The 13,094-nt window shown below is 39.9% G+C and carries 14 protein-coding genes and 2 tRNA genes; 7 read left to right on the top strand and 9 right to left on the bottom strand.

Annotated features, from left to right (window positions below):
- The first annotated feature begins 204 nt into the window (after nucleotides 1–204).
- Nucleotides 205–1,869 carry a glucose-6-phosphate isomerase gene (pgi, locus tag QHG54_RS05345; protein WP_406603981.1) on the top strand — a complete coding sequence of 555 codons (1,665 nt, stop codon included), beginning with the start codon at nucleotides 205–207 and terminating at the stop codon, nucleotides 1,867–1,869.
- Between the two features lie 35 nt (nucleotides 1,870–1,904).
- Here the strand turns inward: pgi and QHG54_RS05340 are convergent.
- Nucleotides 1,905–1,994 (bottom strand) — tRNA-Ser (locus tag QHG54_RS05340).
- Nucleotides 1,995–2,284: 290 nt separating this feature from the next.
- Between QHG54_RS05340 and rplU the strand changes: the two genes are divergently transcribed.
- The 4 genes from rplU (at nucleotide 2,285) to QHG54_RS05320 (ending at nucleotide 7,567) form a co-directional block, all read left to right on the top strand.
- On the top strand, nucleotides 2,285–2,761 hold the full coding sequence (gene rplU / locus QHG54_RS05335) for a 50S ribosomal protein L21 (RefSeq protein WP_317992651.1): 477 nt from the start codon (nucleotides 2,285–2,287) through the stop codon (nucleotides 2,759–2,761).
- Nucleotides 2,762–2,776: 15 nt separating this feature from the next.
- Complete coding sequence (rpmA, locus tag QHG54_RS05330) at nucleotides 2,777–3,055, top strand: 50S ribosomal protein L27 (protein ID WP_317992652.1); 279 nt, start codon at nucleotides 2,777–2,779, stop codon at nucleotides 3,053–3,055.
- Nucleotides 3,056–4,457: 1,402 nt separating this feature from the next.
- Nucleotides 4,458–6,989, top strand: coding sequence for a phosphoenolpyruvate--protein phosphotransferase (ptsP, locus tag QHG54_RS05325; protein ID WP_317992653.1), 2,532 nt, complete (start codon nucleotides 4,458–4,460; stop codon nucleotides 6,987–6,989).
- 488 nt (nucleotides 6,990–7,477) lie between these two features.
- A tRNA-Ser gene (locus tag QHG54_RS05320) sits at nucleotides 7,478–7,567 on the top strand.
- 259 nt (nucleotides 7,568–7,826) lie between these two features.
- Here QHG54_RS05320 and QHG54_RS05315 read toward each other — a convergent pair.
- The 3 genes from QHG54_RS05315 to QHG54_RS05305 all read right to left on the bottom strand — a co-directional run bounded on the left by QHG54_RS05315 (nucleotide 7,827) and on the right by QHG54_RS05305 (nucleotide 9,057).
- Nucleotides 7,827–8,039: a hypothetical protein gene (locus tag QHG54_RS05315; RefSeq protein ID WP_015856478.1), complete on the bottom strand. Its 213-nt coding sequence runs from the start codon at nucleotides 8,037–8,039 to the stop codon at nucleotides 7,827–7,829.
- A 131-nt stretch (nucleotides 8,040–8,170) separates the two neighbouring features.
- Nucleotides 8,171–8,398, bottom strand: a complete 228-nt coding sequence (locus QHG54_RS05310; protein ID WP_317992655.1) for a hypothetical protein — start codon at nucleotides 8,396–8,398, stop codon at nucleotides 8,171–8,173.
- Nucleotides 8,395–9,057 (bottom strand): lysozyme, encoded by a 663-nt coding sequence (locus QHG54_RS05305; RefSeq protein WP_406603980.1) that lies wholly within the window; start codon nucleotides 9,055–9,057, stop codon nucleotides 8,395–8,397. Before QHG54_RS05305 ends, QHG54_RS05310 begins: the two co-directional genes overlap by 4 nt.
- A gap of 159 nt (nucleotides 9,058–9,216) precedes the next feature.
- On the opposite strand from QHG54_RS05305, the gene QHG54_RS05300 reads away from it, so the two are divergent.
- The gene (locus tag QHG54_RS05300; RefSeq protein ID WP_317994005.1) at nucleotides 9,217–9,519 is read left to right on the top strand and encodes a type II toxin-antitoxin system RelE/ParE family toxin; all 303 of its coding nucleotides are present in this window, start codon (nucleotides 9,217–9,219) and stop codon (nucleotides 9,517–9,519) included.
- Complete coding sequence (locus QHG54_RS05295) at nucleotides 9,506–9,826, top strand: addiction module antidote protein (protein ID WP_273755886.1); 321 nt, start codon at nucleotides 9,506–9,508, stop codon at nucleotides 9,824–9,826. Before QHG54_RS05300 ends, QHG54_RS05295 begins: the two co-directional genes overlap by 14 nt.
- 37 nt (nucleotides 9,827–9,863) lie before the next feature.
- On the opposite strand, the gene QHG54_RS05290 is transcribed toward QHG54_RS05295, so the two are convergent.
- The 5 genes from QHG54_RS05290 to QHG54_RS05270 all read right to left on the bottom strand — a co-directional run bounded on the left by QHG54_RS05290 (nucleotide 9,864) and on the right by QHG54_RS05270 (nucleotide 13,091).
- Nucleotides 9,864–10,142, bottom strand: a complete 279-nt coding sequence (locus QHG54_RS05290; RefSeq protein ID WP_406603979.1) for a hypothetical protein — start codon at nucleotides 10,140–10,142, stop codon at nucleotides 9,864–9,866.
- Nucleotides 10,139–10,879, bottom strand: coding sequence for an antA/AntB antirepressor family protein (locus QHG54_RS05285; RefSeq protein WP_406603978.1), 741 nt, complete (start codon nucleotides 10,877–10,879; stop codon nucleotides 10,139–10,141). Before QHG54_RS05285 ends, QHG54_RS05290 begins: the two co-directional genes overlap by 4 nt.
- Nucleotides 10,880–11,182: 303 nt before the next feature.
- Nucleotides 11,183–12,493, bottom strand: a complete 1,311-nt coding sequence (locus QHG54_RS05280) for a phage late control D family protein (protein WP_406603977.1) — start codon at nucleotides 12,491–12,493, stop codon at nucleotides 11,183–11,185.
- Nucleotides 12,490–12,714 (bottom strand): tail protein X, encoded by a 225-nt coding sequence (locus QHG54_RS05275; protein ID WP_406603976.1) that lies wholly within the window; start codon nucleotides 12,712–12,714, stop codon nucleotides 12,490–12,492. The genes QHG54_RS05280 and QHG54_RS05275 overlap by 4 nt, the downstream gene beginning before the upstream one ends.
- On the bottom strand, nucleotides 12,711–13,091 hold the full coding sequence (locus tag QHG54_RS05270; RefSeq protein ID WP_406603975.1) for a phage tail protein: 381 nt from the start codon (nucleotides 13,089–13,091) through the stop codon (nucleotides 12,711–12,713). The genes QHG54_RS05275 and QHG54_RS05270 overlap by 4 nt, the downstream gene beginning before the upstream one ends.
- Between the last annotated feature and the right edge of the window lie 3 nt (nucleotides 13,092–13,094).

The raw sequence follows: 13,094 nt of genomic DNA, 5'->3' as shown, positions 1-13,094 counted from the left end.
GATTGGTATGGAGAATTTGATAATTTTTTTACTTTCGTTTTAAAAATGTCATTTTCAGGTTTTATTTTTTCGCTTTTTGCACCACTTCCTTGTGTATATGAGTGTATATGAGCAGTAAGAATTGATTGCAATAAAGGAGATGTTCTCTGTTTTGTTATTGTGTGTGCGGAGATTTTATTGTCAATAACCATGTGGGATAAGTCCATGGGAGATAGCTCATCAATTCGAAACGAAAAAGCTTTTGAGGCAGCTTTGAAAGCTTTAAGAAGGCACGCTGCAAGGGATGGGGTTTATGATATTCGTCGGCATTTTATAGAGGATGAACAACGTTTTTCCCATTTTTCCTTAAGGCTTGATGATTTCCTGTTCGATTTTTCGAAATGTGGCGTAACATTTAAAACGTTACAGCTCCTAGATGATTTGGCTGTTGCAGCAGATGTGTTAGGCAAGCGTGAGGCAATGTTTTCCGGTAAAGCCATTAATACAACTGAGAAGCGCTCGGTTCTTCATATTGCTTTACGTTTGCCTGCTGAGGAAGTTTTCATTTTGGATGGGAATGATCTTGTTCAAGATATTCAGGATGTTCTTGCTCATATGGAACGATTTTCTGAAATGGTACGCGATGGCAGCTATAAGGGAAGCAGCGGTGAGAAGATAACCGATATTGTGAACATTGGTATTGGTGGTTCTGATCTTGGACCCGCAATGGTCACACATGCTTTAAAACCTTATCATGATGGTCCGCGTTGTCATTTTGTTTCTAATGCTGACAGTGCTCATATTTCTGATACTCTTGCTATTTTGAATCCGGCAACAACGCTGTTTGTTATTGCCTCTAAAACTTTTACAACGGCTGAAACAATTGTAAATGCTCAAGTTGCACGTCAATGGATTCGTTCTCATTTAGGGGAAGAAGCTGTTTGCACGCATTTTGTTGCTGTTTCAAGTGCGCTTGATAAGGTAGCAGAATTTGGCATAGATTCTTCAAGAATTTTTAAATTTTGGGATTGGGTTGGAGGGCGTTATTCGATTTGGTCAGCCATTGGTCTTGTTGTTATGTTAGCCATCGGAGGCCAGAATTTTCGCCAATTTCTCAATGGTGCCCAGCATATGGATCAACATTTCAAAACGGCACCCTTACATACAAATATTCCTATTCGATTTGCGCTTTTAGGGTTTTGGCATCGTGTTATTTGTGGTTACTCATCACGTGCTGTCATTCCTTATGCACAGCGTTTAGCGCGCTTTCCAGCTTATTTACAACAACTTGATATGGAATCAAATGGTAAGCAGATTTCTTTGGATGGCAAATCATTAACTTTTTCAAGTGGTCCGGTTGTTTGGGGTGATTCAGGGACAAATGGACAACATGCTTTTTTTCAGCTTTTGCATCAAGGAACAGATGTTATTCCTGTGGAATTTATTTTATTTATAAAAGGGCATGAGCAGAATTTACATCCTATGTATGAAATGTTGGTAGCAAACTGTTTAGCGCAATCAAAAGCCTTGATGAAGGGACGTAGTGTTGAAGATGCTCGGCGTATTCTTATAAAAAGTGGAATTGATGAGTGTGAGACCAATAATTTAGCACTTCATAAGAGTTTTCAGGGAAACCGCCCCAGTATTATGCTGGTTCAAGATTTATTGACACCTTTTGCGCTCGGTCGTCTTATTGCACTTTATGAGCATCGTATTTTTGTCGAAGGTATTTTGATGAATATTAATTCATTTGATCAATGGGGCGTTGAGCTTGGCAAAGAATTAGCAAATGAATTATTACCAATTCTCCGCGGAGAAGGTGAAGCGAATAACCGCGATAGTTCAACATTAGGGTTGTTGGCACATATTCAAGCGAGGCGTGCGGAGTAAAGATATTTTAATGAATGCCACTTTGGCTGATACTCTGGCGGAGAGAGAGGGATTTGAACCCCCGATAGAGTTGCCCCTATGCCGCATTTCGAGTGCGGTGCTTTCAACCACTCAGCCATCTCTCCACATGAAAGTGCAATAAAATTTGCACTGTTTGAGTGTATGGCGGGTAGATAACCTTCAATTGATTTTAGCACAACCCTTTTTTGCTTTTTTATGGGACTTTATTGACAGAGAACGGAAATTCCGTCATATATGCTAAAAAATAGGCGTGGAGAAATCCGCGCGTATTTGTGTTTGGGAGAATGTTTGTATCTCTCTTGAAATCTATTACGACTGATAAAAAGCAGCCTATTTTTCCCTTATTGATAAGGCAGACATCAAATAAGAGCTGGAGTGAACGAAAGGATAAAAAATGTTCGCAGTCATTAAAACTGGTGGTAAGCAATACCGTGTTGTTGCTAACCAGGTGGTGAAAGTTGAAAAAATTATTGGAAATACCGGTGATGTTGTTGAATTCAATGACATATTGATCATTGGGCAAGAGGATAATACCATTATCGGTACACCTTTTGTTGCTGATGCTTTGGTTACGGCTGAGATTGTAGAGCAGGGACGTGCACGTAAAGTGATTGCATTTAAAAAGCGCCGTCGCCAAAATTCGAAACGCACGCGTGGTCATCGCCAAGAGGTTACAACACTTCGTATTTTAGAAATTTTAATGGGTGGTTTAAAGCCTAAAAAAGCAGCTGCAAAGCCAGTTAAAAAGGAAGCAGTTGAATCAAAAGAAACGACAAAAGAAACAAAAGCAACTGCTTCTGTTAAGGAAACGACCAAAAAGTCCGCATCGCAGAAAAAAGCAGCTGTAGCGTCAAATAGTAAAGAAGATTAAAGGAGAACAACGTCCATGGCACATAAAAAAGCTGGTGGTTCCTCGCGTAATGGTCGCGATTCAGAATCAAAACGTCTTGGCGTTAAAAAATTTGGTGGTGAAGCTGTTATCGCTGGAAATATTATTGTTCGCCAGCGTGGTACGCGTTGGCATCCTGGTGACAATGTTGGTATTGGCAAAGATCATACTCTTTTTGCACTGTCAAATGGAACGGTCTCTTTTCAAAGGAAAGCAAGTAATCGTTCGTATGTCTCAGTCATTCCTATGGTGGAGGGGCAGCAGAGCAAGTCGTAACATTCTCTGCAATAAGCCGATATTTCATAGATTTCGATTTTGAAGTTCTTTAACATTGAAAGGAAAGATAGGATGCTATCTTTCCTTTTTTGCGCTCTATGGTATAATGCAGAGTAGATTCGGTGGGGGGTGCAGGAAACAAAAAACAGAATCTAGAGAAATGTTTTCTTCAGATAACTAAGAGATTGGTGTTGTGTTTTTTTGTACTGAAGACATTGGTGTGATGAGGGAGCTTACGGATAATTGGTGATAAGAGTGCGGAGAAGTCTGTTTTCTCTTTATGCGCGAAAAAACGCCAGATAGTTTATTTTCGAAGAATTGTAGAAAAATTCGATGAGAAAGATATTTGCGCGATCATTTTGGTAAAGATGAGCCAGTTTGTCGGTATCTGTGGTGTTCATAATGGTCGTAATATTCTTTGGAGGGTGATGGGTATTGGTTAGGCTATCCGTTTAGAAGAAATATGTAGAGAGGGGCTATAGGAGCGTTGATCAAAGCTACTTTGAGCAGTTATACATTGAAGGATTTTTCAGTAAATCGATAGTGAAGTTATGCTATTAAGGGGATTAAATTTGAAAATATCAAAATGGCCTATGTGCAAAATCCGTTGCATCAAGAATGTTTTTTTGATCTCTCTGGTGGTGAGTTTTATGAAAATAAAATCCAGCAGAAGAGCAAGGATTGCTTTAAGGCAACAACACTTTTAATTTTATAGCCTTATTTGCCAAAGTACTTAGAAATTAAGGCGGGTGTGAGCTGTATTTATTTAGTTAGCGAGGATGTTGTTTTGTTGTGGGTATCCATTTTTGCAGCTGCGAAGACAGAGAGCACAGAGAGCGCTGTGTGGTTACAATATTTATTTAAGAAAGGGAAGTCTACAATGTAGTCAAGGCTGTATCTTGAGTATTTTATATCGGGGGGCATATTTAGCCGCGCGTAATCTCAAGGAAGGTAGGCTGCGTGTAGCAATTTTTGATTATGTAATGCTTCAAAGAAGGGCAAGAGCGGGTTGCTTTCATTGGGCGGTAAGTTAAAATCAGTTTAAGTTGCAGATGATTGGGGCATTCTGCTTTCTGATATGAGGGATAATGACAAGTTATTGCGAATAACTTGGGAGGGTGAGAATGTTTTCAAAAAGTGACTTTCAATTAATGAGATGGGCATTTGTCTTGGTGAAGTAAAGAGTGGGAATCATATTTTCCTATGATGGTTTTAAGCTATTCGGTGGATGGCGATATCTAATCATTTTATGGACCACGTTGAGTGTTTAAATGCTTTACCTAGTTATGTTCTTTAAAAAGGAAATTCGCGTGATTGTTTACGCTTTGTATTTGGAGAAATGCAGGTTTGAAACAAAATTTATCAGAAACATTCATGCTCAAACATGAGGCAGTTTAAGTTCATGATGAGATGTGAAGAAGCAGAGGCAATAAATACAGATTTTAATGAGATAGAAATCTTATCTATAAGATCTGTGCAACTTTCAGCGGCTTTTGATCATAAAAATGAAGCAATTCATGCTGCTGCTGAATTGCTTGTGCAGGTTGGTGCAGTCGACAAGTATTATCTGACAAGCATGCTCAAACGTGAAGCAGTAATGAATACTTGGCTTGGTAATGGTATAGCAATTCCCCATGGAATGATTGAAAGCTGTGATTTAATTGTCAGGGATGCTGTTGCTGTTTTACAGATTCCTGCTGGTGTTGAGTGGCGGGATGGGAAGAAAGCACGCTTAGTTATCGCTATTGCAGCTCGTCCAGATCGCTATATAGAGATTTGCACAAAATTAACGCGTCTTTTATTTGATAAGGAACGGCTTGAAGTGCTTTCAACAACTGCTGATAAACAGCAGATTGTTACGACTCTGTTTGGTCAGGACACGAAGATGAAGGGGACTTTCATGGGTGACCTTTCTGTGTGTCAGGAATGGACTTTAGATTATCCAAGTGGTCTTCATGCGCGACCAGCTTCTCTTTGGGTTGATTTTGCAAAAAAAGCTCGGAGCTCTATCAGAGTCCGCTGTGGTAAGTATGCTGTTGAGATGAAAAATTTGGTTGGTTTATTGCAATTAGGGGCAAAAAACGGTGATGTTCTGATTTTTTCGACGGATGCTGCCGAAGGTGCAAAATTGCTTAAAGATGCAATTTCAGTTGCGAAGAAAGTGAGCATAAGTGAAAAATGTATGATGAGAGAAATGGAAGCTCAAACCAAGATTTTTCATGGTTGGTATCCGCGCTCTAGGCAAAAAGGTATTTCTGGTGTTGGGGCAAGTCCAGGCTTAGCTGTTGGCAAGATTTTTGTTTTAAGACAGAATGATTTTTTCATAATGGACCATCCAATTGGTTTTGCAGCTGGTACGGCATGTCTTGAGAATGCTCTTACGAAAACAAAACAAAAAATGGCATCAGTTATTGCTGATATCACAGCACGTATGGGGGAAGCCTCTGCTGCGATTTTTTCTGCGCAAATGGTTTTGCTTGAAGATGAAAATTTGATAGCCCAAGCTTGTCGTTTTATAGCAGAAGGACATGGTGTAGCTTGGTCTTGGGATAGAGCAGTTCGGCAGTTTGCAGATGTGTTTTCTAAGATAGATAATCCTCTTTTGAAGGAGCGTTCGGCTAATTTAGTTGATGTTGGTCGTCGTGTTTTGGGTGAGATTAATCCATCCTATAGATCATTCTTTTTAAGTGATATTCCACGTGATGTTATTCTTATCACGGATGATTTGTCTCCCTCTGATGTAGCTCAACTTGATTGTACAAAAGTGCGTGGGTTAGTAACGGCATCGGGTGGTCCGATGTCTCATACAGCTATTTTAGCCCGCACGCTCGGTATTCCAATGGTTGTCGCTGCTGGTTCTGATGTTTTGGCTATCGAGAGTGATATTCAGGCCATTATTGATGGCGATAATGGTTTTATTTATCTTGATCCTGCTCCTGTAGATGTTGAAGACGCTCAAAAACAGATAGGTATTTTAACGCAAAAGCGTGACAATGAGATACGTGTATGTGCACTGCCTGTACAAACGACAGATGGTCAAAGGATTCGTATCATGGCTAATGTCAATTACGCAAGTCAGGTTCCTGTTGCCTTTGATTTAGGAGCAGAAGGTATTGGACTCATGCGTACAGAATTTTTGTTTTTAGATAGTCCACACATTCCGGATGAAGAGACACAATTTGATATATATCGAGCGATGATTGCGGCTGTGGGAGATAAGCCATTAATTATTCGTGCGCTCGATATTGGTGGGGATAAACAGATTGCACATTTACATTTATCTAAAGAGGACAATCCATTTTTAGGTGTTCGAGGAACGCGGCTTTTGTTACGTCGGCGTGATCTTTTGGTACCCCAGTTACGTGCTTTGTATCGAGCAGCAAAAGAGGGGGGTGATCTATGGATTCTGTTTCCAATGGTCATGTCTGTTTCAGAGATTTTTTCTATGAAAAAGATTGCGGAAGAAATACAGAATGATATTGGTGCGCCAAAATTAAAATTTGGTATTATGATTGAAGTTCCAGCAGCTGCCATTATGGCAGATGTTTTAAGTGCTTACGTTGATTTTTTCTCGATTGGAACCAACGATTTAACTCAGTATACAATGGCTGTTGATCGACAAAATCCTTACCTTGTAACTGACGCTGATAGTCTTGATCCAGCGGTTTTGCGCATGATTTACCAAACTATTCAGGGGGCAGCAAAACATAACTGTTGGGTTAGTGTGTGTGGCGGTATGGCTGGAGATCCTTTTGCAGCGATGATTTTGACTGGATTGGGGATTCATGAACTTTCCATGATATCCTGTGATATTCCTTCAATAAAAGCGTGTTTGCAGGCGCATAGTTTTGAAGATATGAAAATTTTGGCAAAAAAAGCATTACAGTGTGAAAATGCACGCGATGTGCGTGCTCTTAGCAATGATATAAAGTAAAAAAGAATTTTAAGGGGGGGGGATAAGATTTAGGCAATTCTGCAATTTAGTAAGCAATCACAGTATAAATCATTTTTGTTAGAATGAAGTTTTTTATCCCAGTGAAAGCATGTTTTAGTTTTGGTGATCAAGAGGTTAATGTAGACGCTTATGCTGTTGATTGCTGGAGAAAATCAGTGGTAACAGAGATTATGGTGGTGCTTAGTTATTTGATTTTTGAAAAAACATGCGCAGCATATCAATTTGAGAATAGTGTTGTTCATGAGGTGAGAGGGGTGAATAACTAAGAAAATTGCTGATTTATGACAACCCATTTATTGCATTTTAGAGGACTATCCACGGAAAAAAGTTTCTTCTTAAAAAGAGAGGATGTGCTTGTTATTTAATAAATATTGTATCTTCCTTTGATAAAGGAAGTTGTTTTTTTAATTTTGAATTGAGAGTTTAAGCTTGCACGTTATTTCTTTCTGGGTATAGTGCAGACCTCTGGAGAGGTGGCCGAGTGGTTGAAGGCGCACGCCTGGAACGCGTGTATATGGGAAACCATATCGAGGGTTCGAATCCCTCTCTCTCCGCCATCCAATTTTCTCCTATGTATAACATATTGATTCTTTGTAATCTTTTTAAAGGTTCGGGAGCGTTAACAAAAGTTCGGGAATAGGATTTTCCAACATATCGTTACAAAGCTCATCTTTTTCCTCCAATATTCTCTAATAATTTTTTGAATTCTTTGAAATCCACTGTTTTAAATGTGTAAAGCTATTATTGATAGCCTCCATGAGACGAGAAAATTTAAGAATCCATTTTCTAAAGGATTTCGCGCGTCTCAGAGTATGTTTAGAGTCGGATATTTGGTTTTTGTGTAAAAATACTTACAAACGCATCCATAATACGTGAAAAATCAAGCGCTAATAAGAGTATAATGAGTACAATCCATTTTGTATAACGCGACATCACTTTTACACTTTTGTAGGTCATGATGATTTCTTGAAGGATTTCTTTTTCTGCTTCTGTAAGCTCTATATCGTCTTGTGTTTTTTTTCTAGCCATGTTTCCACCCACACAAGCGTTCACCTAGATTATTGTGCTTTAAGATCTCTCTTGCTAAGTTTGAACTGATGGTGTTCAGATCTTGCTTATCTACATAAATTGGTAACCAGCCAACACAAGAAGAAGCATATTTATTTGTCGCGCAACCAGCGAGAGAGAGCAGCACGCACATCAGCATCACTTTTTTGATTAACTTCACTTTCCACCTCCAGACGTGTTGTGGCTGCTTTTAAAGCTTTTTCTGTTTGCTTTTGTTGTTCACTCTTTTTACCAAGAGTAAAAGCTCTTGCTAATGCAATAAAAAAAGCGGCTAAAGCCGCACCTGTTATCATCAGATTTCTTTTCATCCATAAGATCATAGGCGGTGCTCCTGAAAGCGTTTAGCAACAAAGAAAATACCAGCACATGCGGCTAAAACCATAATGGTTGCCAAAGCCCATTGGATTGGTCCATTTCCTGCTAACAAACCACCAAGACCTGAAAAAGAGCCAATAATCGGTGCAAGGGCTTCTGCTTTGAAAACCCCCGTTGGTGCTTGCGTTTCGACTGTTTGATAATTGGAGGAAACATAAGCCCCTTTTGCCCATAAGCCTGTTTCTGCCGCACGCCGGTGAGCTAGACCTTGCAAACGCCTCCCGCCTGCTTTGGTCCATTTCTGTAGCTCTGCAGGGACAGCTTCATATTCACCTTGATTAAGCTTTTTTAACAGTGTCGAATTACAAAAGGCTCCTGTTCCTACATTATAGCAAAAAGATACTAACGCCGCGAATTGTTCATCCGTTAATGAAACTGTAACAGCGCGTTCAACGGCATTTTCAAATTGTCTTAAATCTTGGCAAAGAAGTTCTTCTGCTTGCTTTTCAGTGATTGTCATGCCTTTGTGAACAAAAGGTTTTCCGGCACTGTTTGTATGTCCATAGCCTATTGTCCACACCCCAATGGCATCTTTGTAGGCGTTTAAGCGCAAACCTTCCCATTGTTTGATAAGTGCAAGTCCTTCTGATGATATTTTTCGCATATGTTGCTCCATAAAAAAAGCTCCGCAAAAAGCAGAGCTGGATTAAAAAATTGACATCTTTCCCATTCGAAAAGATAGCTTGTTAAAACTTATGTAGCTTTTTCATTGGAACAAAATAATGTATTTGACATTATCAACTTTGTAGCATATAAACTACAGATGTTTATTGTTAAAAAAACACACTATTTTACAGAGTGGTTAGACTCATTAAAAGACAAACAAGTGCAAAAGAAAATTGCTGCACGTATTTTCCGCCTTGAATATGGGCTTCTAGGAGACGTGAAATATTTCCGTGGTATTGGTGAGTTAAAAATAAATTATGGACCAGGCTATCGGGTTTATTTTGTAAAACAAGGAAAACAAATCATTTTATTGTTAAATGCTGGTGATAAATCCACACAACAAAAAGATATCGAAAAAGCCCTTCAATTAGTAAAGGAAATGAAACATGGAAATTACTAAATTTGATGTAAGTGAATATTTTAACACGCCTGAAGACTTTAAGATTTTATTAGATGATGCTTTAGAAACTAAAAATAGTGGTTATATTGCACATGTATTAGGTATTATTGCACGTAAACAAGGAATGACAGCTGTTTCTCAAGAGACAGGTTTAAATCGCGAGTCCCTCTATCGTTCTTTAAGTGATAAAGGCGACCCACGGCTTTCTACTTTTCTCAGTGTTTTGAGTGCTTTAAATTTGCAGATTAGCTTAACGCCTATCCAAAATAATTGTAAGGAACAAGCGGCTTTAGAAGAAGCATCTTGACTACCTCCCCACCTTTAAAGATGGGCAAGGGAGGTACTTAAGCAACCTTTTTAATGGGGTTATCTAAATTTGGTTCATAAGTTCGCACCAAAGAATCCATGCTATGCGGTAACTCTGAAGCTCCAAAATCTGTAAGGATTGCCAAAATCTTTGTAATATTAGGCACGTCATTTTGAAGCTTTAAAACCAGAGCATCTACGACCGATTCCATTACCTCAACTATAGCATTGCAGTCCTCATCTCCAATGCCTCGATGATTAGAAAGCTTAAACAATGCTATCCACAAATCGCATAAGAAGTCGACACTGCTATTCATTGTACACCTCCATGGATTTGTTCTCTTAAACATGCCAAACCTTTTGGTGTGATTTTTGTTGAAGGGAGCACCTTTTCTGTTCCATCAGGTCTTTGAATGGTGATGGCAGGGCAATCCATGAATCCTTTCTTGATCTTATCCTGATAAGGTAACAGAGGCGCCCCTGGAGCACGTCGATACACCCAATCATGTTTACGCAAATAATCAGTTAAATCCTTAGGTCTTACCTCTAACATTTTTGCTGCTTCAATCAAGCCAAACAAACCATCAGAGCGTTTTAAGCCTTCCAAAGCTTTTGCTTTTGGTGTCAATTCTGCAATAACATGATCTTTCTGCTCGATCTGGCTTTGTAGGTGGTTCAAAACACCAAGCAATGCTTCCGGTTTGGAATAGTCAACTTGTGGTGTTGTTACTTGTTTCAAAAGCCGTTCACATTCAATGAAGTATAAACGTGCTTCTCTACCTTTCTTATTGTTCTCAAGCATAGAAAGCTCTTTTGCTACACTTAAAGTTAGATGATAATCTTTACGATTGTGGCCACCTCTGCCTTTGCTTCCCAAAATAGGGAAGCAAACAAAGTCTTGATTTTCTACCAAATTATATTTGTTGATACGTTCGGTAATCCAGTCCGCAAATTTTTTACCTACTTCTAAAAAACTATGCAATTCACGTGCATTTACTGTTTGAACAATTTCCTGTCCAACAGTTTGTTCCGATATCGGAATAAGAGTGTTCATGTGAGCTCCTATTGGTTAGATGTTTTTCATTGACACTCTGAAAAGAGTGCCGGGTGCTGAAAAACACGGCCAATAGTCCGTCGTTACGCTTTTCCCGTAAGGGTATTGTATAGCGTAACCACACCCGACAAAGCCATTATATGCGTGTAACATACAATGAGTCAAAGCCTTTAATGTGCGGAAAAGAGACTGTATCGGCAATCCATCCGCTATTGGTTTAAGGTGTTTTTCAAGCACCTGATTCGATTATTCATATTGTCGCCACATTGTCAAGTAGCTTATGGTAATTTTTTGATATTTTTGCTAATTGATATCCTCTTCATCCATATGGATGACGCCGTCTCCTTCGTCGCATGCGTCTGGTGGAGCATTTGGATCAAGGGTATCGTCCTTGTCTGGTGTTGTGTTTGCAACGTTTTCAGCCGCATTTTCTTGTGCTTCGTCAAAAAGTTCGCACTCTATTTTTGTGGTGTAACCACCCGTTTTATCAAGTTTGTGCTTAACACTTTTGATGCGCCATTCTGCTGGAATATAGGGGCGGAAAGGGGGCTCTTGAACAAGCTTTGCTTCTGCTTGCACAAAGGGATCTCCACCGATATCACATGAGAAAGAAGACTTACCGCGTGATGACTTATTGCGATAAGCAGCAATGGCCGCAACAGCCTCTGATTGGTTATGGTAGGTATATTTGAGTTCATGAAACGGCGGGTTACCAACTTTGACTTCTTTTTTTTCACCACTGCGGATATCATGATAGGTTGCGAGAACACCGCCTTTTTTCTCTTTGTCTTCTTCTTCTTTCTCAGGTGTTGTTTCTGCTTTTTCCGATTCAGATGGTGGTGCACGGTCATTGTCATCCATATGGATAAAGTTTTCATCATCATCAATCTCTTCTGGTTTTCGTGCATCAGCAGCGGCTTTTTGGTCGTCCCCCACATCTGTTGCTAAGCCATTGGCTGCACCTGCTTCATCCCGTGCGCTGTATTTAAAATCCCAAGAGGTGCAATGTTTCTCATGAATAACAACAATAGGGAGTGTTTCACCGGTGATGGCTTTGCCTTCACCCCGTTTGGCGAGCACAAGTTTGCCATCAACGGGCTTTGCTACCGCATCATATTCTTCTGCAAGGCGTGTGGCAAAAGCCATATCGCTTTCTGATGTTTGATCAATATGACGCACAACGATTTTTGCAAGAGAAGGATCAACTTTTGGTGTATAGCCATTGCGCTCTGCTATCTCTTGAACAATACTGCCAAGGGTTTGCTGGTGATAGGATTGGCTTTTTGGAGTTCTATAAGACATGTTCATTGATGCGGCGCGCCCTGTCACACTTAAGCTTTGTGGTGGGCTGCTTACAGAGATTTCGTCTATCAGATAGGCTCCCATATCGCGGTTTTTCCCGCCTTCATAGCCAAGAGTTACAGAAATAACTGTCCCAATAAGAGGAATATCAAGAAAGCCGTTATCACTGTCACGGGCGCGGTCATCAAGCTCTATAGTGATACGATCACTTTTGTTTTCTGCTTCATCGGTAATTTCAATCGATAAAACATAATCCATGAGCGTTTTGGTGATGTCTTCCCCATTTGCTAGAACCATGCAAAAAGGTTTCATGATTTGCTACCCCAAATTCTGATCACTGGTGTGGCTTTCGGATAGGGAAGGGACGGCAAAACTATTGTGATACCTGCTTTTAAAATGGGTCCATAGTCTGCAAGCCCCAAATTCGCTGCATAGACGCGTTCAACAGCAAGTGCTTGTTGACCTTTGGCATAGTATTTCCAGCAAATGGCATCGACCATATCGCCATCTTTGGTCTTGTAAAGGTCACTCATAGGTCTTCACCATATTCTCTCAATTTTATTGTAAATTCTTGTTTTTTGGGGGTGCCATTATGATGAAAAACGCTTTGCTTTTCCTCTACGGAAAGAATGACAAACTTACCTAAGATTTTGCCCTGACCGGTCACAAGAATGTGAGGTCCCATATGCGCTATTTGTCGCAAATATTCGAGCTGTCTGTGACCACCTTTGAAATCTGGATAAATCACGCCTGCTAAAGAAAATTCCGCATTTGCAACAGCAGGCAATTGAAGAGCAGCCTTTCGCCCCAATCGCCCTTGCTCTACCCATGGAACCCCATAAGACAGATCAAGTGTTTGATAAGCTGCTGTTTCAATGGAAAAGATAAAACCACCCAAAGCTAACATCATGGT

This window comes from Bartonella gliris (assembly GCF_045277155.1).
Lineage (GTDB): Bacteria > Pseudomonadota > Alphaproteobacteria > Rhizobiales > Rhizobiaceae > Bartonella > Bartonella gliris.
This window is presented reverse-complemented; position numbering and strand designations above follow the sequence as displayed.

Excerpts from the sequence above, each read along its gene's own strand:
- QHG54_RS05300 (WP_317994005.1), top strand. The coding sequence starts at position 9,217 with ATGTTTATTGTTAAAAAAACACACTATTTTACAGAGTGGTTAGACTCA.
- QHG54_RS05280 (WP_406603977.1), bottom strand. The coding sequence starts at position 12,493 with ATGAAACCTTTTTGCATGGTTCTAGCAAATGGGGAAGACATCACCAAA.
- ptsP (WP_317992653.1), top strand. The coding sequence starts at position 4,458 with ATGATGAGATGTGAAGAAGCAGAGGCAATAAATACAGATTTTAATGAG.
- QHG54_RS05270 (WP_406603975.1), bottom strand. The coding sequence starts at position 13,091 with ATGATGTTAGCTTTGGGTGGTTTTATCTTTTCCATTGAAACAGCAGCT.
- QHG54_RS05310 (WP_317992655.1), bottom strand. The coding sequence starts at position 8,398 with ATGATCTTATGGATGAAAAGAAATCTGATGATAACAGGTGCGGCTTTA.
- QHG54_RS05305 (WP_406603980.1), bottom strand. The coding sequence starts at position 9,057 with ATGCGAAAAATATCATCAGAAGGACTTGCACTTATCAAACAATGGGAA.
- QHG54_RS05295 (WP_273755886.1), top strand. The coding sequence starts at position 9,506 with ATGGAAATTACTAAATTTGATGTAAGTGAATATTTTAACACGCCTGAA.
- rpmA (WP_317992652.1), top strand. The coding sequence starts at position 2,777 with ATGGCACATAAAAAAGCTGGTGGTTCCTCGCGTAATGGTCGCGATTCA.
- QHG54_RS05315 (WP_015856478.1), bottom strand. The coding sequence starts at position 8,039 with ATGGCTAGAAAAAAAACACAAGACGATATAGAGCTTACAGAAGCAGAA.
- QHG54_RS05285 (WP_406603978.1), bottom strand. The coding sequence starts at position 10,879 with ATGAACACTCTTATTCCGATATCGGAACAAACTGTTGGACAGGAAATT.
- QHG54_RS05275 (WP_406603976.1), bottom strand. The coding sequence starts at position 12,714 with ATGAGTGACCTTTACAAGACCAAAGATGGCGATATGGTCGATGCCATT.
- rplU (WP_317992651.1), top strand. The coding sequence starts at position 2,285 with ATGTTCGCAGTCATTAAAACTGGTGGTAAGCAATACCGTGTTGTTGCT.
- pgi (WP_406603981.1), top strand. The coding sequence starts at position 205 with ATGGGAGATAGCTCATCAATTCGAAACGAAAAAGCTTTTGAGGCAGCT.
- QHG54_RS05290 (WP_406603979.1), bottom strand. The coding sequence starts at position 10,142 with ATGAATAGCAGTGTCGACTTCTTATGCGATTTGTGGATAGCATTGTTT.